The 22,953-nt window shown below is 57.0% G+C and carries 17 protein-coding genes; 12 read left to right on the plus strand and 5 right to left on the minus strand.

What is annotated here, in order from left to right; all coding sequences use genetic code 11:
* Genes RLEG4DRAFT_RS08120 through RLEG4DRAFT_RS08135 form a run of 4 tightly spaced genes read right to left on the minus strand, consistent with a single transcriptional unit; the run spans position 1 to position 5,469 of the window.
* Entirely contained in the window at positions 1-2,289 is a 2,289-nt protein-coding gene (locus RLEG4DRAFT_RS08120; RefSeq protein ID WP_003576802.1) for a GumC family protein, read from the minus strand.
* Complete coding sequence (locus tag RLEG4DRAFT_RS08125; protein WP_003576804.1) at positions 2,286-3,428, minus strand: glycosyltransferase family 4 protein; 1,143 nt, start codon at positions 3,426-3,428, stop codon at positions 2,286-2,288. Before RLEG4DRAFT_RS08125 ends, RLEG4DRAFT_RS08120 begins: the two co-directional genes overlap by 4 nt.
* Positions 3,422-4,522 (minus strand): glycosyltransferase family 4 protein, encoded by a 1,101-nt coding sequence (locus RLEG4DRAFT_RS08130; protein ID WP_003576806.1) that lies wholly within the window; start codon positions 4,520-4,522, stop codon positions 3,422-3,424. The genes RLEG4DRAFT_RS08125 and RLEG4DRAFT_RS08130 overlap by 7 nt, the downstream gene beginning before the upstream one ends.
* Positions 4,519-5,469, minus strand: a complete 951-nt coding sequence (locus tag RLEG4DRAFT_RS08135) for a glycosyltransferase family 2 protein (protein ID WP_003576808.1) — start codon at positions 5,467-5,469, stop codon at positions 4,519-4,521. Before RLEG4DRAFT_RS08135 ends, RLEG4DRAFT_RS08130 begins: the two co-directional genes overlap by 4 nt.
* Before the next feature lie 610 nt (positions 5,470-6,079).
* On the opposite strand from RLEG4DRAFT_RS08135, the gene RLEG4DRAFT_RS08140 reads away from it, so the two are divergent.
* The 6 genes from RLEG4DRAFT_RS08140 (at position 6,080) to RLEG4DRAFT_RS08165 (ending at position 15,660) form a co-directional block, all read left to right on the plus strand.
* A complete protein-coding gene (locus RLEG4DRAFT_RS08140; protein ID WP_003576811.1) occupies positions 6,080-7,399 on the plus strand; it encodes an O-antigen ligase family protein in 1,320 nt (439 codons plus the stop codon).
* Positions 7,396-9,528 (plus strand): right-handed parallel beta-helix repeat-containing protein, encoded by a 2,133-nt coding sequence (locus tag RLEG4DRAFT_RS08145; RefSeq protein ID WP_003576813.1) that lies wholly within the window; start codon positions 7,396-7,398, stop codon positions 9,526-9,528. Before RLEG4DRAFT_RS08140 ends, RLEG4DRAFT_RS08145 begins: the two co-directional genes overlap by 4 nt.
* A gap of 822 nt (positions 9,529-10,350) precedes the next feature.
* Positions 10,351-11,238, plus strand: a complete 888-nt coding sequence (locus RLEG4DRAFT_RS08150; RefSeq protein WP_432416790.1) for a WecB/TagA/CpsF family glycosyltransferase — start codon at positions 10,351-10,353, stop codon at positions 11,236-11,238.
* A gap of 14 nt (positions 11,239-11,252) precedes the next feature.
* Positions 11,253-12,746, plus strand: a complete 1,494-nt coding sequence (locus RLEG4DRAFT_RS08155; protein WP_003576817.1) for a sugar transferase — start codon at positions 11,253-11,255, stop codon at positions 12,744-12,746.
* Positions 12,747-12,785: 39 nt separating this feature from the next.
* The gene (locus RLEG4DRAFT_RS08160) at positions 12,786-13,829 is read left to right on the plus strand and encodes a UDP-glucuronic acid decarboxylase family protein (RefSeq protein ID WP_003576819.1); all 1,044 of its coding nucleotides are present in this window, start codon (positions 12,786-12,788) and stop codon (positions 13,827-13,829) included.
* Between the two features lie 4 nt (positions 13,830-13,833).
* Complete coding sequence (locus RLEG4DRAFT_RS08165; RefSeq protein ID WP_003576820.1) at positions 13,834-15,660, plus strand: glycosyltransferase family protein; 1,827 nt, start codon at positions 13,834-13,836, stop codon at positions 15,658-15,660.
* Between the two features lie 222 nt (positions 15,661-15,882).
* On the opposite strand, the gene RLEG4DRAFT_RS08170 is transcribed toward RLEG4DRAFT_RS08165, so the two are convergent.
* Positions 15,883-16,638 (minus strand): response regulator transcription factor, encoded by a 756-nt coding sequence (locus RLEG4DRAFT_RS08170; protein WP_037093347.1) that lies wholly within the window; start codon positions 16,636-16,638, stop codon positions 15,883-15,885.
* A 563-nt stretch (positions 16,639-17,201) separates the two neighbouring features.
* On the opposite strand from RLEG4DRAFT_RS08170, the gene RLEG4DRAFT_RS08175 reads away from it, so the two are divergent.
* The 6 genes from RLEG4DRAFT_RS08175 to RLEG4DRAFT_RS08200 are packed head-to-tail and all read left to right on the plus strand — an operon-like array spanning position 17,202 to position 22,745.
* Positions 17,202-17,708 carry an acyltransferase gene (locus tag RLEG4DRAFT_RS08175; RefSeq protein WP_003576826.1) on the plus strand — a complete coding sequence of 169 codons (507 nt, stop codon included), beginning with the start codon at positions 17,202-17,204 and terminating at the stop codon, positions 17,706-17,708.
* Complete coding sequence (locus RLEG4DRAFT_RS08180; protein WP_003576829.1) at positions 17,705-18,742, plus strand: Gfo/Idh/MocA family protein; 1,038 nt, start codon at positions 17,705-17,707, stop codon at positions 18,740-18,742. Before RLEG4DRAFT_RS08175 ends, RLEG4DRAFT_RS08180 begins: the two co-directional genes overlap by 4 nt.
* Positions 18,739-19,842 carry a DegT/DnrJ/EryC1/StrS family aminotransferase gene (locus RLEG4DRAFT_RS08185; RefSeq protein ID WP_003576830.1) on the plus strand — a complete coding sequence of 368 codons (1,104 nt, stop codon included), beginning with the start codon at positions 18,739-18,741 and terminating at the stop codon, positions 19,840-19,842. Before RLEG4DRAFT_RS08180 ends, RLEG4DRAFT_RS08185 begins: the two co-directional genes overlap by 4 nt.
* Positions 19,832-20,551, plus strand: a complete 720-nt coding sequence (locus tag RLEG4DRAFT_RS08190) for an acyltransferase (protein ID WP_003576832.1) — start codon at positions 19,832-19,834, stop codon at positions 20,549-20,551. The genes RLEG4DRAFT_RS08185 and RLEG4DRAFT_RS08190 overlap by 11 nt, the downstream gene beginning before the upstream one ends.
* Complete coding sequence (locus tag RLEG4DRAFT_RS08195; protein WP_003576834.1) at positions 20,548-21,519, plus strand: NAD-dependent epimerase/dehydratase family protein; 972 nt, start codon at positions 20,548-20,550, stop codon at positions 21,517-21,519. The genes RLEG4DRAFT_RS08190 and RLEG4DRAFT_RS08195 overlap by 4 nt, the downstream gene beginning before the upstream one ends.
* Positions 21,516-22,745, plus strand: a complete 1,230-nt coding sequence (locus RLEG4DRAFT_RS08200; protein ID WP_003576836.1) for a DegT/DnrJ/EryC1/StrS family aminotransferase — start codon at positions 21,516-21,518, stop codon at positions 22,743-22,745. The genes RLEG4DRAFT_RS08195 and RLEG4DRAFT_RS08200 overlap by 4 nt, the downstream gene beginning before the upstream one ends.
* Positions 22,746-22,953: the final 208 nt, after the last annotated feature.

The following is a 22,953-nucleotide window of genomic DNA, read 5'->3' on the forward strand; positions in this document are numbered from 1 at the left end:
CTAACTCGAATACCAATGCAGAAGAAAATGATGTTTCACGGTTCGGACAATCTCAAGAATTGAGAGATTACCTTTATGTGTGTTGTATTCAGGCTTTTGATCGTAGTATTTCATCAGAGATTTCGAAAAAAGCTCCGAGTCACTGAAGTTATACAATGCGTGAGTTTTGGGATTTACGTTGTTGATCGCGACAAGGATTTCCGAGTTTCGCGAGCTTTTCATTTGCTGGAGGCCGAATTCGAACGCGCGGCGGCTCGTCCTTCCCCATCTGACAACTGCCAATGTTCTTTCCGTCAGGGCAGTCAAATGCACGGTATCTGTCGAGACGAGCACAGGCGCGCTGTCGAAGATGACAATATGGCCGGCCGCGCCTGCCATCTCGATGATTTCTGCCATGCCATTCGAACGGGTGCGCCGCTGGAGACGGGATTTGCCCGATGGAATGAAGTGGATACCGCTTGGATGGCGGTAGACGATGTCGCGGATATCCGCCTGCCCATTCAGGAATTCGCTCAATCCGTGCGTTAGTTCCGACCGGAAAAACGAATCGAGCTTTCCCCGGCGAAAATCGGCATCAACCAGGAGCACCGGAATTGCTGCTGCGGCAAGTTCAATAGCCAGCGATCTCGCGACAAGCGACTTGCCTTCTCCGCTGTGAGCCGACGTAACGACGATACTGTTCGGCAACTTGCCGCCACTGGACTGTTTGAGTGAAAGTACCACGGTACGGATTGCTTCGTCGAACATCGGGACCGGCATATGGTCGAACATCGTTTTCGAATTTTCCCTCCGTGCCAGACGCGGGATAAGTCCAGCCGGTATCGTGCGCGGTGTTCGAGCGATTTGGTCGAAACTCCGGACCGTCCGGTCCCACATTTCGATCACGAAAGCAGCCGTTACGGCTGCTGAGATGGCAGCCAGGAGGGCGCCCACCAGATAGAAAAGCCGTCCACGTCCCTGTGACACGAGCGGCACTGAAGCCGGTGAGAAAACCTCCAATTCCGCCCCAGGCAGCTTGGCCTTGGCGGCAAGGTCACGGCGCTGGTCCTCAAGCTTGTCGAGAGCCGCTTGCTCCTTTTCGGCAATACGCTGCAGGCGCGTCAATTCCGTCTGCGCCAGAGCGTCGCGTGTGCGTTTTTCCTGGGCGACTGCCAAGATGGATTGCACTGCGTTGGCTTCACGATCAAGCGCGACCAGCTTGGCACGCATTGTTTGAAGATATTGCTTGTTCGCAAGGTCGAGATCGAGACGGGATTGTTGGATCTTCTCGCGTAAATCCACCACGGCCTCGGCGTTGCCGTCATACGTCTGAAGAAGACGGGCGAGATCTTGCTCCTGAGCGTGCAGATCGCGCTGCTTTGTGGCAATGCTGTCTGGGACGACGATATTCTGCACTGCGACCGAAGCGTCATTCGCTGCTGCCAGCATGGATATCGTCGCCTTTACCTCCATCCGGCTTTCCTCGATTTTCCCTTGGCGGCCAGTGACTTCCAGCAGTGTTTTTATACGTTCATCCTGAGCGTCTTCTCTCGATACGATGTCCATCGATTCTTGATAGTTGCGGGCAGTGTCGCGAGCAATATCCGAGCGAACCTGCTGTTCGGTGATGCGCTGTCGAATCCATTCTTCCGCTGCATCGAGGCGGCCACTGACACTGTCCTTGCGCTCATCGAGGTAAATGCTGACGACCCGATTCGGAACCGCGGCTGCGAGTTCAGCATCAGTCGCAGTGAAGCTGATCTGGATAACTTCACTCTTCTCTTCGTGCCAGACGCCGAGCGCTTGATAAAATTCCGGGATAGTGGCTTCGAGGCCGTCTCCCACCGGAGCGGATTTTTTCGTGTCGAACAGGCCGCGCAACTTCGCCCGGATCCTCTCAATGAACGAGATTTTCCGCAGCGCTGGATTGAATTCCGGTAGCGCGTTAAGCCGCATTTCGCGGACGACTCGCTCTGCGATGCTTCTGGATAGAAGCCGCTCAGTCTCCGACTTCACGTCAAGGAGATCACCGCGGCTGGTGTCGTCTGCACCAAGCGCGTTCGCGAGGGGCTGGTGGACAATCAATCGGGCCCAGGCCTGATAGGTGGGCTTCAACCCAGAGATCATATTCACCGCGGGCACCATCAGCAGCACGGTTATCGTGATGATCATGATCATTCTGCGCCGGACGAGGCCAATAGCGGATGCCAGATCGAAGTGGTCTGCCTTGGTCTCGGCCTGAAAGCGAGGATCATAGCGCATCGGTGAGATCGGAAGGTTGCGGTCCGGTGGAACAGTTGAAATCGTCATCGTGCGCCAACCATTGCTTGAGGTTTGGCGGAAACGGTTTCGTAAAGTTTCTCGAGTGACCGCATATATGCCCTCATGCTGAAATGGTTGAGATAATGCGTGCGCCCCTGGACGGCGAGGCGGATGCAGATTTCAGGATCGGAAACCAGCTTGGCCAGGGCCGAAGCCAGGGCATTCTGGTCTCCGACGGGGACGAAGATCCCGGTTTCACCGTCGGTTATGACTTCATCATGTGCCCCAACCCGCGTGGTAACGACCGCGAGCCCGTGGGACAGCCCTTCGAGCACCGCCATCGCCAGACCTTCGGCGTGCGAGGGCAAAACCAGGATATCTGCGCGCGCGCACAGGGCCCGTGCCTCACCGGCGTCAAGCCAGCCGGGCATCTCTACCAGATCTGAAAGCGCCATAGCGTCGGCCTGACGGCGATAATCCTCGACAGGGCCGTCACCTGCCAGCACAGCCCGCCACTGAAGTTCCTTCATGACCGGGTGGCTCAGGGCCGATAGAAGCTCGGGGACACCTTTGCGTTCGCTCAACCGGCCTAGGAATACGATCAACGGCGTCTGGCCGACGCGAATATTGTGCGCCCCGGGGTCGGGAACGCAATTATGGGCCACAAGCGTGCGAGCTTCGTCAACGCCAAGAAGTGCCGTCAGCGTCATGCGGTCGCGCTTGCCCAGGGCCACAACGCAATCGGCTTTCTGAAACATCCGACGAATAAGTCGCTTTTGACGGGGCGAGCGTTGCGCAAAGTCGCCGGCGTAATCGTAGTCGTGCAGGTGCAATATGTGGCTGCACCCGAACAAGCGGGCAGCCTCCGTCAGGATCAGTTTTCGCGACGTGCTGCCGCGGCCAGCGATATGGACATGGTGAATGCGGGCTGGCGCAACAATCCGGTCCTTTGCCATCGTCAGGATGGCGCCGAGCAGGCGGGCGGGGGACGTCAGCTTGGACCATCGAGCCCCTCTGGTATCGGTCACGAAATGTTTCGTGCCGGTCTCTTTCGCTGTCTCTGTTATATAGCCGACCAGCCTGCCAATGCCGCCGCCGTTCTCGCAGCCGCCTGGAACATAGTGGCGGACGCTAGCCGCGCTCCGTGCAGCCATTCGATTTCTGTCCGTAAGGGCCTCCGTCAGCATGAACCGACCACCTCCCGATAAACCGCCGCAGCCTGAGCGCCGACCCGTTCGGGCGAATTCGGTCCGTTGGCCCATTTGAGCGCCCGGTCACCGAAGCGATTTCTAAGCTCGCCGTTGTCCGCCAATGTCCTGATCGCTGCCGCAAGCTCTGTGGCATCGCCTGGAGGCACCACCAATCCCAACCCGTTGGGCTCAACGGTGCTCCGCAACTCGCCGACATCCGTAACGATGACCGGTTTGCCAAACGCGGCGGCAAGGTTGAGCACTCCGCTTTGCGACGCTTCCGTGTAGGGAAGCACGACGATGTCGGTGTCCAGGAAAAGCTGGGCGACCTCTGCATCCTCGATAAAGCGATTGCGAATATCATAGCGGCCGGGATCCCCCATAAGCGGCTTGAATATCGCCGGATCGTCGCCGCGGCCTGCGACCGTGATGCGCAGGTCGGGAAGCGCGTCCTTTAGCATCGCCTCGGCCCTGACCAGATGTTCCAGGCCCTTGTAGGCAAAAATCCGTCCGAAGAGCAGGACGCGCGTAGTTCCATCGGCTTCACGCGGCGTCATCTTCTGTCGCCGGGCGATTTCCGCATAACGAAGGATGGAGGGATGAGACAGGACATGGACGTGATCTGCGGATTTCGCGTATCGATCGAGAAGCAGCTGCTTCAGTCCCTCGCCGTGGACGACAAGATGTCCGGATTGCTTCACCATCAATTCGGGAGCCCAGACGGGCAGCGTACGCGTATCGGAATCGCCGGGATGGACTTCCACATCATGAACGGTTGTCACGAGCGGAATCGGGCGCCAGAACGGCACGGCAAGGTTCAGCCAAAGTGTAGAATTGCTGAGGAGGTGAATGAGATTCGGCTGCTCTCTCCGGATCAGAAGCGTAAGCTGGTACAGAAACCAGGGATTGGAGAGAGAACGGTGTCTCGGCCAGTCCAGAAGGTGCAGGTCGACAGCCGGATCGATGGAAGAGGCGAGATGCGCATAGCGCCGGCGTGGCACTGCCAGCACAACGTCCAGGTGTTGAGCAACGCCGCTGGCGAAGGCGATGGTATAGTCTTCCAATTCTGAAACCAGTAACAGCGCCTTCATTTCGCTGCCTCCGACAAGCCGGCGTCGAGGGCGAGCCGTGACAGGCCGCGTGCCGAGCGGAAACTATCGCGGATCCGCCTGAGCAGGTTCGGTTCGCCGGCAAAGAAAAGGCCTTCGACGGCAAGCTTGAGCCGGGTGCGTGCATCGGCTCCCTGCAGCTTTGCCGACGCAATGCGATAGGGATGGTGATCCGTCAGATGTAGTCTTGCCGGCAGTTCATGGGCTGAGAGAAACTGGTTCGTTGCTTCAACGGTATGCTGCCAGTGCGTCATCCGCCTCCTTAGTGTGGCGGCGTCTTCGGTCGATCGATACCAGTTGTTGTTGTGGATGCGATAGAATCCAAGCGGATCCGGCATGGCAATGACGTCCCCCAGAAACGGATAGATCCCCACGAGCCAGGCGTCGGCCGATATGCGGAATTGTTCGGGAATGTTCCCTGCAAAATTCCATGCGCTGCGGCGTACCGCGACGGCTGACGTCATCGGAAAAGGCCACCAGCCGGCCGAGCTGGTCAGGAGCGGCGACAAGGCGCCCGAGCACAGGGTTCGAGGGATCGGCTTAGACGTCGGCGTGCCATCGAGAAGCGTTGGCTGCAGTCGGTGATAAACGAGCGATGCTTGAGGGTTTGCCCGGAATGCTGCAGCAGTCGCCGACAGCTTGCCCGGAGCCCACCAGTCGTCGGCATCCAGAAAACAGAGGATCTCCCCTGTGCTTGATTCCACAGCGGTATTGATCGCAGCCGCCTGTCCTGCGTTCTCCTGAAAGATCACCTTCACTCGGCGGTCATACGCTTCCAGAACGGACCGCGACTGGTCGGTAGAGCCGTCATCGACGACGATTATCTCGACGTTACCTGCGTCTTGACTCAACACGCTATCTATCGCCCGCCCAACGAAGCGCGCGTAGTTGTAATTATTGATCAGGACACTGAGGGCCGATATCTCCATGACGCGCTCAGGCAGTTTGCCGCGATGCACCGCTGTAGAGCAGTGCAAAGTTGCTTAAGGGGTCGAGCTTTACGCAGCCAGTGAGCTTTGAAGCCAAAATACCTTGTCGGCCGAACAGGATCTTGCGAAGAGCCGATGAGATCGCTGCTGACAATGTCACGACGAGTAGAGCGCCCGTTGTGTTGCGCAGAGAACTAGGATTATGACGCAGAAACATAGAAATCCTAACCTTCCAGGCTTCGACTGCAGAGATCGCCTCTGTCAGAATTGTTGCCCCATTCCAGTGAAACCGCGGTTTACCCACCACGCTGCACAAGACATTCATCGGCACGGTAGCGGTGAACGGACACGCGCAACATCTGCTCTTAAGGGCAATTAGCGGACATGAAGACCCGTCTTTTGGGTACATGCCGGCTGAAAGTTTAGGTGCAACATCGTCTTTGGGTGTAGCCAGGGTGCATTGGGCTTAGCCCGCACCTCCCTAGGATAGGTTGACTGCGGATGTGGCTGAGTGATTGCTTGAGAGTATCGCAGCCATAAAGGCCGACACTTGTTTTTGATGTGCCGCGATCAACGGTCGCTTGTCTGTTCAATTCAGTCGGGACGGATAATGAGAGTAGATAGCCTCACAACTGCCAGCGGACCAACCATCAGTTGGCGGGCTATAGAATGCTGGGGTGCCGGGATATCCCTTTTTGTTCAGGCAGGCGCCTTTCTGCCTCTTATTCTTGCAAATGCCGACGGAGCGCTCAGCGATTCTGCCAGATCTATACTGCGCCTTACTTGCTTTCCGGTGTACTTATTTACAATTGTAATTTTGATACGAAATTTTCCGCAATTTATACTGGCAATAAAGCGAAATTTTATTATTCCCCTGATCCTCGCCGCGCCATTTCTGTCTACGTTGTGGTCAATAGATCCTACAACGAGCTTGCGGCGCGCAATCGGCCTTCTGTTTTGCCTGCTTCTTTCCTATGTCCTGGCGATACGTTTCACGCCTAGGCAGTTGCTGTTCCTGTTATTCGTGACCTTCGGAGCCTGTATCGTCCTCAGTGTGATTATGTCCGTGGTGTCACCAAACCTCGCCAACATGCCAGATGGTGCTATGCGGGGCGTCTTCATCCATAAGAACGTCCTAGGCTGGTACGCGTGTTTAATGATTTTGGTGGCGACGGCTGTGCTGATCGACGGGACGCTCGGTCTGCGGCGAACCGCATTCGTCTTGTTGGCTGCGGGTATCATCTGCCTTGCAAGCTCTGGATCGATGACCGCTATCATTGCAACGTCAGCGGCGTTTTGCCTGAGCGGCTTTTATTCCCTCCTGCAACGAAGCAGCAGCATCGGCCGCGTCGTCGTCGTCCTGCTTTTCGTTCAACTGTCTATCGGCATACTGATTTCGCTGCACGAGTTCCTGGTTCCAGCCCTCGAAGCGCTCGGCAAGGATGCGACTTTGACGGGCCGGGTGCCATTGTGGGAACTGGTTGATCGCGAAATATCCGATCGTTGGATGCTTGGCTATGGTTACCAGGCTTTCTGGACAACTGAGAATCCCGAAGCGACGCACATATGGTTAAAGTTGGGGTGGGCAGCACCCCACGCGCATAATGGATATCGCGATATCTTGTTGAGCTTTGGAATAATGGGAATGATCCCGTTTGCTCTGATGCTTCTCCATGCAATCCACCAGGGCGCGGTTCTTCAATGTCATGACCCGCAGTACGGGTGGCTGTGGCTCAATGTCCTTACGATCATGATCCTGGTGATGAATCTGACCGAGAGTTTTTTTCTGGTTCAGAATGACACCATCTTCATCCTCTTTACCGCAACCATCATTATGTTTTCGCTATACGCGCCCGTCGTTTCGAGCAGACATTCTCCACTTTGGCAGGCGCCCTCGCGAGACGTGACGAGCGGGGTGCAGATGTCATGAGGCGGTGGCGTTTTGGAGTGATCCTCAACTTTTTGCCTGTCCTGATCTTTCCGCAGCCCGCCAATCCGGCTTCAGTCGGGACAGAAATAGATGCGCCGGAGCGCCTTCAGATTCTTGTCAGGGAGGCGACTTGTGCGGAAGCTTCCGCGACCTTGCCAGCCAGGTTGAATGAGACTTCTTTAAGCGGCGTATTGAGCGGCGGCACCGGGGCGCGGACGGTATTTTACGTCTCTCCCGATGGCAAAGACACCTGGAGCGGCCTTCTTCCCGCAGCAAATCAGCAAGGGGGCGATGGCCCTTTCGCCAGCATTGAAAAAGCTCGTGACGCTGCCCGCGCGAAGGGCGGCACCAACACAATCGCGCTGGGTAAAGGCGATTACTACTTGACTCAGCCGATCGTCTTTGACTCTCGCGATACGGGCTTGATCCTCACGGCAAGATGCAATGAAGCGCCGATTTTGCATGGGGGACTACGCGTGGGCGACTGGGTGCAGCAGGCCGATGGTCGCTGGATGGCGCCTCTGAAATTGCCACCGGGTGAAGGGGTCGGTGACCTTTTCGTCAATGGGATACGACAAACCAGGGCTCGATTCCCGAACGCCCCCGCTGATGGCGATCCACGCAAGGGATGGTTGTTTGCTGCAAAGTGCCAGCCTGCCATCGACGTGTCGACAGCAAACACGCGCTTTTGTTTCCATGCCGGCGATCTGCCGGCAGTGAATGATATAAGTGGACTGGTCGCAGACATCGTTGGAGGGTATCAACCCGGAAGCCAGTGGGGCAATGATACGCTCCCAGTTGTCTCCATCGATGACGCCGGCCGGACCATCCATACCAAAGGCACAGGCTATTTCTTTACCGCAGAAGGCAGCCGCTATTTCCTTACCGGGGCCGAGGTCTTGCTCGATGCTCCTGAAGAGTGGTGGTACGACCTTGCCGCGGGCCAGCTTCACTATATCCCTGTCGATGGGTCGCTACCCAATTCCGTCGTCGTTGCTGGCATTCTGCCGACATTCTTCAAGCTGGATGGGGCTAATGGGATGGTCGTATCCGGGCTCGAGTTTAGAGATGGAGCGCCTGACGGCAGCGGCAAGTTCTATACCGAAACCAGAGGATTTGGCGCCATACGGATCGAACACGCTGACGGCGTCAAGATAGTCGGCAACAGCATCCAGAATGTTGGGGTCGGAGTCCATGTGACGGAGAGCAAGGATGCATTGATTGCCGGCAATGTGATTGCGGAAGTGGCTGGCAACGGGATCTACGTCGGCACAAACTATGGCACGTTCCTTAAGTCGAACGGCGCCAGGATCCTTTCAAACCATATCCATGACATCGGAAAGGTTTACATTGAAACCGCCGGAATATGGTTCCAGGCGGCCGACAATGTAAGGATCGCCGACAACCTGATCGAAAACACGGCGCAATTCGGAATCGCCGGCGGTTCGCTGTGGGGTTCCAGTGACGCCGTCTATAACGCTGTCATTGAGCACAACATCATCCGTAATGCCAATCGGCAGACGGCAGATGGCGGCGCCATCAAGATGATGGGCGAGCAGGCCGACTCTCTGAACAGCACCATCCGCTCCAATCTCGTGACCGGGACCGGTCATCTGATGAACAGGGCCGATGGGACCTTCTGGCCTTCCGGTTATGAGAATACCAGGGAGTGGCCGTCTCCAGTCAGCTGGGCGATCTATACGGATGGGAAGGCAAGCGGGATTCGTATCGAGGGAAATACGCTCTCGGGTAATGTCACGGCGATCGGTATCAACGGCGGTTGGAGCAACCTGGTGACAGGAAACGTCATCACACACGGATCGGGCGCGGCTTTTCGTGTTGATGATGGCACCGGCAGGGGTTGGCGTCCGCCATGGGCACGCCCCAATCGTATTGAGGAGAATATTGTATCGGTTGACAGTGACAGCGGCATGGCCGCGTATGTCAACGCTCCCGATCTTGGGCTTGGATTTGTGCAATTCGCGCGCAACCGCTACAGCGGCAACTTGAACAACCAGAGCTTTCGAATAGATCCGAGGATCATGCGTTCGGGAGAATTTGGTAGTCTAGGTGATCTTCAAAAGGCTGGGGCGGACACCGGAAGCATGGTCGCGCCCTCCGAGCAATAAAAGGCGCCGGGACGAGGGGTGTTCTGCGGCTATAAAGTCCGCAGAAGCCCTGCCGATCCGCGAATGAACGATCGCGTCAAGGTGAAAGTCATCTGAGGGTCAGGCGAAGTTGCAGCCAGATCGCTTTGGAGATCTTCTGGCTCCTGTCAACCAGCGTCGGCATTTGCCCGCATGTTCGTTCCGCACATTAAATGATGGCATTGCCGCGCGCACGCGCGGGCCCCTTTCGGACATGCTCTTTACCAGGCAGTGGAGATGAGATTTCGGTCGAAGCTTCAATTCGCGGGCGGCCCTTCATTCCGATATTGGTGCGTAATTTCCTTGAGATGATTGAGGATTGTATCGGAGTCAGAATCTAGCGACTTCCTCGGCGGCATGCTGGGCATGACGCTGTAATTTTTCACCGTGCTGATACCGACTTCCGTCCTCAGCGATTGTTCGTCGACCAACTCCAAGCGTTCATCTGCTCAGGGGGCAGGGCTTCCGTGATCTATACATAGCCCTCAAGACTTCGGTCTTTCCGTAGCTGATTGGGGCATCTCTTAAGGTTTGCCGGCCGGGGCCTTCATTTCGCGATTGGTTTGAACATGTCTCTCTTCCGGCTTTGTCCGCGCTAAACCTCACGAGCTTTGTTCGAGCCATGGCGAATATCTTCTGCGGCTCTGCAGTCATCAAAAAGAGCAGCATGGCAGGTGGTGGGGTACATACACTTACTTCGAATATCGTACGCCATCCCGGCGTAAGACGTAAATGTGAAGTCTCTTCTACGTCCAATAGCTGGAGCCGCAAGTATGGAGGCAATCGACCTGCCGGGATATTCTGATGACAGTTTCAGTCGCGAGAGCGCAGGTCATGAGAAAACAACCAGTAGGCAGAATTCCAACTTCACTTCTTCATCCGGGTGGCTCTTCAGGATGGACGAATGTCCTTGGTGTTCGCGTCTCGGCAGTAAATCTCAAAAGCGCGACCGGATTTATTCAAGCAGCGATCGAAGACGGCAGGAAGGAATATGTGTGCGTTCGCGACGCGCACGGCATCGTCCGATGCCAGGATGACCCCGAGCTGCGGTCGATACATAACCGGGCGTTCCTCGTGACCCCCGATGGCATGCCGTTGGTATGGGCATTGAAACGTGCTGGTCATTTGGAGAGCGACAGGGTCTACGGACCGGATCTGATGTTATCCGTTTTCGATGCCGGCAGATCAACAGGCGTGCGCCACTTCCTTTATGGCGCAACAGCCGAGACATTGGAGCAGTTGCAGGCACGCCTTCTCGCAAAATTTCCGCAGGCTCGGATCGTCGGCTCCTATGCGCCGCCTTTTCATAAACTGTCGCTGCAAGAGGAAACGGATATTGCCGACCGGCTCAATCGGTCGGGCGCCGATATCATCTGGGTCGGGCTGAGTAGTCCCAAGCAGGAACTCTGGATGGCGCGCATGCGCGATCGTCTGGAAGCATCGATGCTCATCGGTGTCGGAGCCGCATTCGATTTCCACGCCGGCCTCAAGCGGCAGGCTCCGAGATTCATTCAAAGAAGCGGCTTCGAATGGGCGTTTCGTCTTCTGTGCGAGCCGCGGCGGCTGTGGCGGCGTTATGCGCTCGTCGTGCCGACCTTCATCTCGCTGACAGCGTTCCAGAGACTGGGACTTCGGAAGTTTCCGATTGAAGACGCGATTTCTGGATCGGGTGCGTCGGGACAAATGCAGTAGGGGGTAAAAGCGTCATGTCCTTATTTATGCCGTCAGCGATGACACCGGGTCCGTCGAAGGCATCCACATCAAATGACATGACATCGCGGGCGATTTCGGCAGGGTCCGTGCCGCCCATAGGAGCCAGGACTGCCGATGCCTCCGTACCGGCAGGGCTGACTGTGCCCGTCGCATTGCGGCGCCGGCTTCCACGGCTTGCAACGTCGTCCTTGCTGATCGCCGGCGACGCCGCCAGCTATTTGATTGCCTATTTCGTTCTCCTGTCCTTTCTTCCCGGTGGTTCGGAAGGCACGATTATGGAGCGTGCGTTCGCGGTCGCCGCACTGGCTGCGATTGTTCTTTACGCATCGGCCGGCCTCTATCCTGGATATCGGCTGCATGATCACGAACATCTGCGGCGGCGCACGATAGCTACCGTCAAGGTGGCCGTCCTTGCGGCATTTGGAGCGGTTATCCTGCCGGAGGGGGAAGGACTGCTGCTTGCCATTATTGTGTTCCTCGGTCTCGGGCTGGTTGCTCAGCCGCTTGTGCATTGGTTTGCACGAGGCCTTTGCTGGAGACTTGGAATTTGGGGGGAGCGCGCGGTTGTCGTAGGGGCTGGCAACCTTGCTCCAGCGATCGTGGCACATTTCACCGACCGCTGGCAGTATGGCATCAGGCCCGAGCCATTTGCCCCCGATACTTTGGACGCATTGCCGGGTGGCGGGCCATCCATTGCGCTGATTGCCGGTGACAAAGGCTCGCTTGTGTCCGACCTGGCGGCGATGCGCGGCAAGTTCGCCGAAGTCATTTTGCTTTCCGACACGCCGAGCCTCAAGGTCAGTGGATTGCGACCTGCCGATATCGGCGGAGAGATCGGCATTCGCCTCACCACCGGAGGGGGTTCGGTCAACTCGGATCCGGTTCGCCGGATCCTCGATCTCGCAATCGCCGTTCCTGCAACGATCGTGGTCGCGCCATTCGTCGCAATTGCAGCGGCCGCAATCTATGCCATCGATCCAGGTCCTGTCTTTTTTCGCCATGCCAGGGAAGGACGGTCCGGCAAGACGGTGCGCGTCCTGAAATTGCGGACGATGTACCAAGATGCAGAACAGCGCCTCGAAGCACTCTTCCGAGACAACCCCACTATGCGCGCCGAGTGGTTGAGCCACTTCAAGCTCAAGGACGATCCGCGCATTCTTCCGGTTATAGGACATATGTTGCGCTCTTCGAGTATCGACGAGCTCCCGCAATTGGCCAACATCATTGCGGGCGAGATGGCCATCGTCGGACCGCGTCCGTTTCCGGAATATCACCTCCTGGCTATGGACAGCGAATTTCGAGACAAGCGCCGTTCCGTCACGCCGGGGCTCACGGGCCTTTGGCAGATATCCGAACGAAGCGATGCGGATATCGAGCTGCAGCAGCAACTCGACGAGTTCTACATCGACAACCGGTCCCTGTGGTTCGACTGCCAAATTCTTCTCGGCACAATCCCTGCGGTCTTCAAGCGCAGGGGAGCCTGCTGACCACTTCCACGAGCCAACCATCAACAACGGAGCACATCAATGCACGGACACAAGCGAATTATGGTTACCGGCGGCACCGGGTTTCTGGGATCATTCCTGTGCGAAAGGCTTTTGCGAGAGGGCAATGACGTCCTCTGCGTGGACAACTACTACACCGGTTCGCGCGACAATGTGCTGCACCTCCTCGACGACCCACGCTTTGAGATTCTTCGCCATGACATTACCTTCCCGCTTTATGTGGAGGTCGACGAGATCTATAACCTCGCTTGCCCGGCATCTCCCGTCCACTATCAGCACGACCCCGTGCAGACGGTGAAGACCAATGTGCACGGGGCCATCAATATGCTCGGCTTGGCTAAACGCACCAAGGCGAAGATCTTTCAGGCCTCCACCAGCGAAGTTTATGGCGATCCGGCAGTCCATCCTCAGCCCGAAGAGTATCGAGGCAGCGTCAACCCCATTGGCCCGCGGGCATGTTATGACGAAGGCAAGCGGTGTGCCGAAACATTGTTCTTCGACTATCATCGTCAATACGGTGTGGAAATCCGGGTGGCGCGGATCTTCAATACTTATGGGCCGCGCATGCAGACCAATGACGGTCGCGTCGTCTCGAACTTCATCGTTCAGGCTCTTCAAAACGAACCGATCACTATCTTCGGCAACGGCACGCAGACGCGTTCCTTCTGCTATGTAGACGATCTGATCGAGGGCTTCATCCGCCTGATGGGGGCGCCGGCCGGCGTTACGGGTCCTATCAATCTCGGTAACCCGGGAGAATTCCAGGTCCGGGAACTCGCCGAAATGGTCATCGAGATGACGGGATCGAAATCAAGCATCGTATACAATCCTCTGCCGATTGACGATCCGACACAGCGCAAGCCCGACATCCGCCGTGCAAAGGAGGACCTGGGCTGGCAGCCGACGGTGAACCTGCGAGAGGGGCTCGAGAAAACGATCGCGTATTTCGAGTGGAAGCTTGCCGCCGGAGCCAAGACCACGCCCGCAATCCGGTCCTCGCGAACGCCTTACACCTATCTGCCTACTCCGGCTGTCGGCCTTCCCGTTCAGGAAACCGCACGATAGGGACATGGATAGGATCGAACACCGCAAACCAAGGCTGGTATTCTTCCAGTGGGACCATCAGCCCAATGCGAAGGCGGCCGGTTACCTGCTGCTGCACATGCAGCAGCAGGTCAAATGCCTCGCCACCCACTTCGATGTTGTCGTCGTCAACCGCGACTGTGATTATGCGGAAATATGCGATCGCTATGAGCCGGATCTGACGCTGTTTGAAAGCGGCTACCGGTCACATGGATCACAGCGGATAAAAATCACCAACATCAATGCCCAAGTTCCCAAGCTTGGCCTTCACAACGCCGATCCATGGTGCGACCGGCGCAGTGGCTTCCTTTCCGATATGGAGCAGTGGGGCATCGAGACATATTTCTCGATTGGAACCATGACTCCTGAATATATGCCGGAGCTCAAGGATAGCCTGTTCGTCTGGCCAAACTTCATCGACCCCGAAGTCTATCACGACTATGGTCAGCAGAAGATCATACCGGTCACGCTTACGGGCCAAGTCTACGGTCTTTATCCGTGGCGGCAGAATGTCTTTCCAATAATTCGCGACCGCTATCCCTGCCTGGTCTCGCCGCAACACAGCTATGAGAGCAAGCTTGCTTCTCAATTGTTGTCGGGAGAGGCTTATGCGCGCGTGCTCAACGCAAGCTTCGTCGTCCCCACATGTGGCACCGCGGGAGGCGAGATCGTGCGAAAGCACTTCGAGATCCCCGGTGCAAACGCCTGTCTATTGACGGAACGTACGGCAGCAGTGGAGGCCGCCGGCTTTGCAGACATGGAGAGCTGTATCTTTGCCGACCACCACAACGTGGTTGATCGATTGGAATATCTCTTTGCTCATCCCGACGAAATACAGCGCATCGCGACAGCCGGTTATAATTTGGTCCACTCGCGTCATACGCTGAAGCACAGAGCGCAGATATATCAATGGTTCATGCTGAACCGAGGCCTGCAATTCGGCGAAAAGATCATCCAACCCGGGCCTTTCGACGATCTCATAAAGGTCGACCGTATCTCACAGCAGGGGAGCATCCACGTTGTCGGTGAGGCGAGAGATCGCGCTTTGCTGAAGCAGGGCGATTTGTTTCTTGAGCAGGGCAGGGTTGAGGAGGCCAAGCACTGTTATGTCCGCTGCCTGGACTATGTGTCCTACCTGCCTGAAGCCAAACTGCGTCTTGCCATCTGCGCATTGCGTGACGGCGATGCCGATCGCGCCTATGACCTTTTAGTGAACTTGGTCAAGATAACGATGATCGACTATGGTGCAACCGACCCGGATCCGGTCGAATGGGCATATTTTCTGCTTGCTTCGGTCTGCAAGGGGGATTTCGAGCAGGGGCGGAGGTTACGGTACTTTTATCCATCTTTGTCTCATGAGGAACTCAGGCGCGTGTGCCTCATCCTCGATCTACCGCGTCGAGAAGGCAATCCGGCTGCCTCGGAACGGCACTCCAGCGATCGAAAAAGCATTCACCAGCTTCCTAAGCGGAGCGATCACGAGTGGCTTTCATGGGTTGCCGATATTCTTGAGCGTTGTCAGAAGTCAGATCTTGCGAATGCCGTTCGTTATGTCCCACTTCCCGTGAACAAGACGGGCGAGCGTGAGGCACCTTTACGCGTTGAACGTCATCTTCGTTGGCGCCTGCGATTTTATCTGGGCATTGATAGCCTATTGATGAAAATGCGTCTGACCAGCGTAAGGCCGAACGTGCCACCTCTGCCGGAGTTCGAATATTTTCGGCACCTTGCACGGGGTCTGGTTCCCCGTTCGCGAAGAGGTCAGTTGCGCAGGATCCGAATGGCGCTCTCCAGGCCAACGTTTGGACGTTAGCGATTGCCACATGTGTGCGAGGCCTTGCAGCCGAAGGCGCTCGTCAAAATTTCCGCAGATTTCGGCGGCTACCGCACGGCCTGAGGTGCCGTGTGACGAAATCGCTGCGTCGATGGCCGATTTGCTTTGCGGCCACCAACGAGAATTTAAGGCAGTTTCGCTTGTGCAATGAAGAGAAAGATTTGCCCCAACAATGATGTCAGAACAACACCTTACTCACGCTCATGCCGGAATACCTGTTTGGAACAAGTCGTTGAGCTTGAACACAACTTCCGTCCTGTTGGTTGCCTTGACCTTTTTCATGATGTTGCGAACATGCACCTTGACGGTACTCTCCCGCAGATTGAGCTCATAGGCAATGATCTTGTTTGCCTTTCCGCGCCGCAGTGCTGCTACGACTTCGGCCTGGCGATCCGTGAATATCCCGGCGAGCGGGTGCGTTGTCGGGTTGTTCGACTGCAGCAAGTGACGCATGGCGAACAGAGCGCTTGCGGGCACGAAAAGTCCTCCTGCTACCGATAGCGCAATCAGTTCCATGCAGACGCTAATGCTGACGGAGGCCGGTATGTAACCCTTTGCTCCGTAATCGATAGCCCTGACGATCTGGGTAAAGTCGTCACTATCGGACAATATGACGACCGGTGTCGACACGAATTCCGACGAAAGACTCTTGATCTGTTCCGAAACGACAGGGTCGTCGACCGTCTTGCCACCGACGTTCAAGAGGATTGCCGAAAGCGGAGGATATTCTTCACGCTTTTGCTTCCACTCTTCAATCGATCCGAACGCCAGAATAACAAAATCCGCCGTATGGGCGGCCATGCATTGCGCAAGGCAGTGCCGATCAAGTTCCCTCTTGTCAAGAATGACCAGCGAATGCTTTGATTTTGATGGTCCGGCAAATGCCGGCGAACCGTCTTCTATCTCCAACGGAAGAGATACGTTTTCCTGCCTGTGGCTTATATTTATTGTATCCAAAGCCTTGTCCTCCCAGCCTTTTTTTACGCGGTACTTCAAAGTCGAATATTAAACTCCTCTGTAAATAAGGGAGTTTAATTACCAGAAGTGCTAATTTAATACCACAGTTCCGAGGATGTTAAACTAATTAATAGTGGTTACCCCAGTACATAAGTTCCATCGGCAGATACAAATGGTTACATCGCCGAAACTGATCAATCTGCAGCTAATTCATTTGTATATCGGACCACCAGGTTGCTGCATATATTCGGCCGAACTCGCTAAACCCATGTAAACTATGCCGTCTTCAACGTGGAGAGTCAGGATGAGTCGGCGCATGGTCTGCCGCTGCTGACGAGCGATGACCTTAGACGTTCGCATGCGATCGTCATCCTATTTTCGTAAGCAGATACTCCTTTAGGTGGATGAGCTTCAACGTTTTGTCCCTTTACTCAGATGAAGAAAACAATTCTTTTTGAAGGGGAAGAAATATTTGCTCTGGTGAAACGAAACCTTGGATCCAATCTTGCGATTGCCGGTTTCACCCACATCAGGGTCTGTTCAAGAGTAGGGGGCGAGTTGGGATGATTGCATCGAACGTCAACCTGGGTGACGGTTGCGTTATCCACCATCGGGATCTTGTGAATCTCTACGGCTGCACGATCGGTGCGGGAACGCGCATCGGCACCTTTGTTGAAATCCAGAAAAACGTCCTTGTCGGAAAAGACTGCAAGATCTCCAGCCATTCCTTCCTCTGTGAAGGCGTGACGCTGGAAGACGGCGTTTTTATCGGCCACGGGGTGATGTTCACCAATGATACCTACCCGCGCGCCGTCAATTCGGATGGCAGCCTGCAGACGGAGGCCGACTGGGTCGTCATCCCCACTCTGGTCAAGCGCCATGCGTCGATCGGCAGCAACGCCACCATTCTGCCGGGCGTGACCGTCGGAGTGGCTGCACAAGTCGGCGCCGGCGCGGTTGTAACCAAAGATGTGCCTGACGGCGCCATTGTTGCCGGCGTTCCGGCGAGAATCACCGGTCGCGTTCATGACCGGACAGTTGACATACAAGCGTTGGGAGGAATGCGATGATCGGCATTGCTGTTGTTGGGTATGGGTATTGGGGTCCAAACCTGGTTCGTAACATCTCGGAAGCGGCCGGCGCGCAGCTCCTTTCAGTCTGTGATCTGAATGTCGAACGGTTGGCGGCGGTTAAAAGCCGGTACCCCGCGGTAACCATCACCGACAATTTCGAGGAAGTTCTGCGCGATCCGAGAGTGGATGCAATCGCCATTGCAACGCCGGTCTCGACCCATTTCAAACTCGCAATGCAGGCTATGATGGCCGGAAAGCATGTCTTTGTCGAAAAGCCCATGGCATCGACGACGGAGGAAGCTTCGCGGATGGTCGAGGAAGCCGCCCGCCGCCGCCTGGTGTTGGCCGTGGACCACACCTTCGTTCACACCGGGGCCGTGCGCAAGATGTGCGAACTGGTCGAAAGCGGCCTGGGCGACATGTATTATTACGACTCGGTTCGGGTCAATCTCGGGCTCTTCCAGCACGATGTCAGCGTCATCTGGGACCTCGCGGTGCATGATCTCTCCATCCTGGACCATGTTGTGCAGGAAAGGCCGGTGGCTGTTTCTGCGACGGGCATGAGCCACGTGCTCGGCGAGCCGGAGAACATCGCCTATCTGACGCTCTTCTTCGAAAGCAAGCTTATCGCCCACATCCACGTCAACTGGCTGGCGCCGGTCAAGGTGCGCCGCACATTGATCGGTGGCAGCAACAAGATGGTCGTCTACGACGATCTCGAACCCAGCGAAAAAATCAAGGTTTACGACAAAGGCATCACACTGAACCCGAATTCCCACGCCTACGGCGAGAAGGTGCACCAGATGATGGTCGGCTATCGCAGCGGCGATATGTGGGCACCCAAGCTCGATATGACCGAAGCATTGAAACGCGAACTGGATCAGTTCGTCGATTGCATCGACCAGGGTACGCGTCCCATTACCGATGGCCAAGCCGGGCTGCGTGTCGTTCGTATCCTTGAAGCAGCAAGCCGGTCGCTCGCCCAGCGCGGTCGCATCATCGAGCTGGAAGAGGCGAGGCGCATCGCATGATCCCGTTCCTGGACCTCAAAGCACAATATCAATCCATCAAGAGCGAAATCGACGCCGCAGTTCTCGGCGTGCTCGCCTCGGGGCAATACATACTGGGCGAGGAAGTCGCCCGCCTCGAGCAGGAATTCGCGGAATATTGCAACGTCAAACATGCGATAGCGGTCAACACCGGGACGAGTGCTCTGCACCTGTCGCTGCTTGCGGCAGGCGTCGGCCCCGGCGATGAAGTCATCACCGTGCCGTTTACCTTTGTCGCGACCGTATCGGCAATCTGCTACGCAGGTGCACGACCGGTCTTCGTCGATGTCGAGCCCGTGACGCTGACAATGGATCCGGCTCAACTCGAGGCAAAGATTACGCCGCGAACCAAGGCCATTATTCCCGTCCATCTCTATGGTCAGATGGCCGATATGGACGCGATCAAGACGATTGCCGACCACTACCGGATACCGGTCATCGAGGACGCCTGCCAGGCGCACGGAGCGCAGTACAGAGGCGCGCGCGCCGGCAGCATCGGCGCATCCGGCTGCTTCAGCTTCTATCCCGGCAAAAATCTCGGCGCCTGCGGCGAGGGCGGTATCGTCGTCACAAACAGCGACGATCAGGCCAAGACGATGCGCATGCTGCGCGACTGGGGCCAGGAACAGCGTTATCACCATCTGCTGAAGGGCTTCAACTACCGGATGGATGCCATTCAGGGTGCGATCCTGCGCATCAAGCTCCGCCATCTCGAAGCCTGGACCGAAGCGCGGCGCGCCCATGGCCGCCGCTACTCATTGCTGCTGGGCGGTTCGCCGAATTTGACGATGCCTGTCGAAATCGCCGACCGGCGCCACGTCTACCATGTTTATGCCATCAGAAGCCGCGATCGCGACGAGCTTCAGCGCCTGCTGACCGCAGAGGGCATTCAGTCCGGGCTGCACTATCCGATCCCTGTTCACCTGCAGAAGGCGCATGCCGATCTCGGCCACCGGGCCGGCGACTTTCCGGTCTCTGAAGTTGCAGCACGGGAGGTCCTCTCACTGCCGATCTATCCCGAGATGCCGGCTTGGCATGTCGATCAGGTGGCCGCAGCGCTGGAATACGCCTATGTCAGTTGATCGTGTGGGCGAGGTCCGGATCGTGCAAGCGGTCCACGGCCGTCATGAAAGGCCGGCAGATCCAGCATACCAGGCCGGTCTGGCCGAAGAGCTCAGGCAATCATACGGGCGCGCCGGCCTGATCGAACTCTACGGTCGTTTCGCGACGGGCGACGGGGTTGTCGACACGATGATGCGCAAAGCCATTTGGCAAGCGATCACGCGGAGTTGCGGCACAGGACTGCAGGTCGCAGGCGGCGCCGGCTTCAAACATCCGGAGACGTTCGAGATCGGCAATGGCGTGTTCATCGGGTCTCAGGCTTATATCCAGGGACGCTTCGACGGGCGATGCAGGATCGGCGACAATGTTTGGATCGGGCCGATGGCCTATTTCGACGCGCGCGACTTGGTGATCGAGGATTCTGTCGGCTGGGGGCCAGGCGCTAAGGTGCTTGGCTCGACCCACACGGCACTGCCGGTGGATGTGCCGATCATCCGCACCGATCTCGAAATCAAGCCGGTCCGTATCGGCGCATGGGCCGACATTGGCACGAACGCCACAATCCTTCCCGGCGTGAGCATAGGCAAAGGCGCGATCGTCGGTGCGGGCGCCGTTGTCGTCTCAGATGTCGAGCCGTTTTCAGTTGTCGCCGGCGTGCCGGCGAAGTTCATACGCTGGCGCACGGAAGCCGATCCTGTGCTGGATATATCGCATGGAGGAAGAGCGTGAGAAATCAACGGGTGCTCATTACCGGCGGCGCCGGTCTGATCGGGTCGCATATTGCCGATCTTGTCGCATTGGAAAAACCGCGCGAGATCATCATCCTCGACAATTTCGTGCGCGGAGGCCGGGATAATCTCAGCACGGCAATAGCCAGCGGGTCCGTTAATATCATCGAGGGAGATATCCGCGACAGGGCGCTTCTGGCAAAAGTCTTTGAAGGCGTCGATATCGTGTTTCATCAGGCCGCCATCCGCATCACGCAATGCGCGGAAGAGCCACGATTGGCTTTTGAGGTTCTGGCAGAGGGGACGTTCAACGTTCTCGAATCTGCCGTCAAGGCAGGTGTCTCGAAGGTGGTTGCTGCGTCCTCGGCTTCCGTTCTGGGGCTGGCCGAGAGCTTCCCGACGACCGAAGAGCATCATCCCTACAATAACCGGACGATTTACGGTGCGGCAAAGACCTTCAACGAGGGGCTGCTGCGCAGCTTTGCGGAAATGTATGGCTTGCGTTACGTCGCGCTGCGTTATTTCAACGTCTATGGGCCGCGCATGGATGTTTACGGCGCCTATACGGAAGTTTTGATCCGTTGGATGGAGCGTCTTATGGCCGGAATGCCGCCGCTGATCTATGGGGACGGCAGCCAGACGATGGACTTCGTCGATGCACGCGACATCGCCCGCGCAAACATTCTGGCCGCCAAAAGCGATGTCACGGACGAGGTGTTCAACGTTGCCAGCGGCAAGGAAATAAGCCTGCTGGAACTCGCCAAGTTGCTGAGCGACATTATGGGTTCTTCACTCGAGCCGGAGCACAAGGAAGCCCGCACGGTCAACGGCGTGACTCGTCGTCTTGCCGACATCAGCAAGGCCGAACGGCTGCTCGGCTTCAAGGCGGAGATCTCCATGGAGCAAGGGCTTCGTGATCTCGTTGCCTGGTGGCAAAAGCAGACCGACGCCGGAGGGCGGGCAGCATGAGCTCGTCTCAATCCACAATTCTGGCTACAATTCCGGTCGCCAAACCCGTTCTTGGTGAAGAAGAGGCTGAGGCTGCACGCCGCGTCATTCTGTCGGGATGGGTGACGCAGGGGCCGGAAGTCGCCGCTTTCGAGCGTGAATTCGCGGCCTTTGTCGGCGCCGCACATGCCTGCGCCATGTCCAACTGCACGACCGCGTTGCATCTGGCGCTGAAGGCGGTCGGCGTAACCGCTGGTGATGAAGTCGTCACTGTCAGCCATTCTTTCATCGCGACCGCAAACGCGGTTCGATACTGCGATGCGGTGCCCGTTTTCGTCGATATAGAAGACGATGGTTACAACATCGACGCCAATCTGATCGAACGGGCAATCACGCCCCGCACCAAGGCAATTCTCTGCGTGCACCAACTCGGCATGCCTTGCGATCTCCGCGCCATCGTCGGAATCGGCAAGCGCCATCAGATACCGGTTATCGAGGATGCGGCCTGTGCGACGGGAAGCGAAATCCTGTGGGACGGGCGTTGGGAAAAGATCGGCAAAGCGCATGGCGACATCGCCTGCTTCTCCTTCCACCCGAGAAAGGTGGTCACGACAGGCGATGGCGGGATGTTGACCACGGCCAATCCCGAATATGACCGAAAGTTCCGGCTCTGGCGCCAGCATGGCATGAGCGTCACCGATGCCGTTCGTCACGGCTCGAAACAGGTCATCTTCGAAGACTATGACGAGTTGGGTTACAATTACCGCATGACCGATCTCCAGGCCGCCGTCGGACGCGAGCAGTTGCGTCGGCTGCCGGAACTGGTTGCCCAGCGCAGGATGCTTGCCGAGCAATATTGCGAACGTCTGTCGACCATTGCCGGGCTTTCTCTGCCGGCCGAGCCCCGCTGGGCTCGCAGCAACTGGCAGAGCTTCTGTGTGAGATTGCCTGCTACGGTCGACCAGCGGGCCGTCATGCAGACCCTGCTCGATCAGGGCATCTCGACCCGGCGTGGTGTGATGAACATCCATCTGGAGGGCGCCTATTCGGGTGAGAGCTCCCACCGCGCTGCCACGAGCCTGATGCGGAGCGTATCTGCGCAGCAACAAACGATCATCCTGCCGCTTTATGCCCAGATGACGGAGGTTGATATCGTCCGGGTGGTCGAGACATTGCGCCAGGCCATTGCTGAGGCCACCACCGGGCGTGTCGTCCATCAGCCCGAGCAGGACGTCGTCCCTGCCTGAAGAGACACCGTGCGGCATGTGGACCCAACATCATTGAGCGCGCATCATCTGATGCGCGCTCAATTCGTTGACAAAGTCTCCGCTCTCCTGGGTAGTGCCGAGCCTCTAATCACTGCATCAGGTAAAAAATCGTTTCAGTGGTTTAGTCTGTGCTCGTAGATCGTCGGCAAAAGGCGCAAAAGGCCGGGGGTGACGTTGCGAGTTTTGC

Source organism: Rhizobium leguminosarum bv. trifolii WSM2297, from assembly GCF_000271845.1.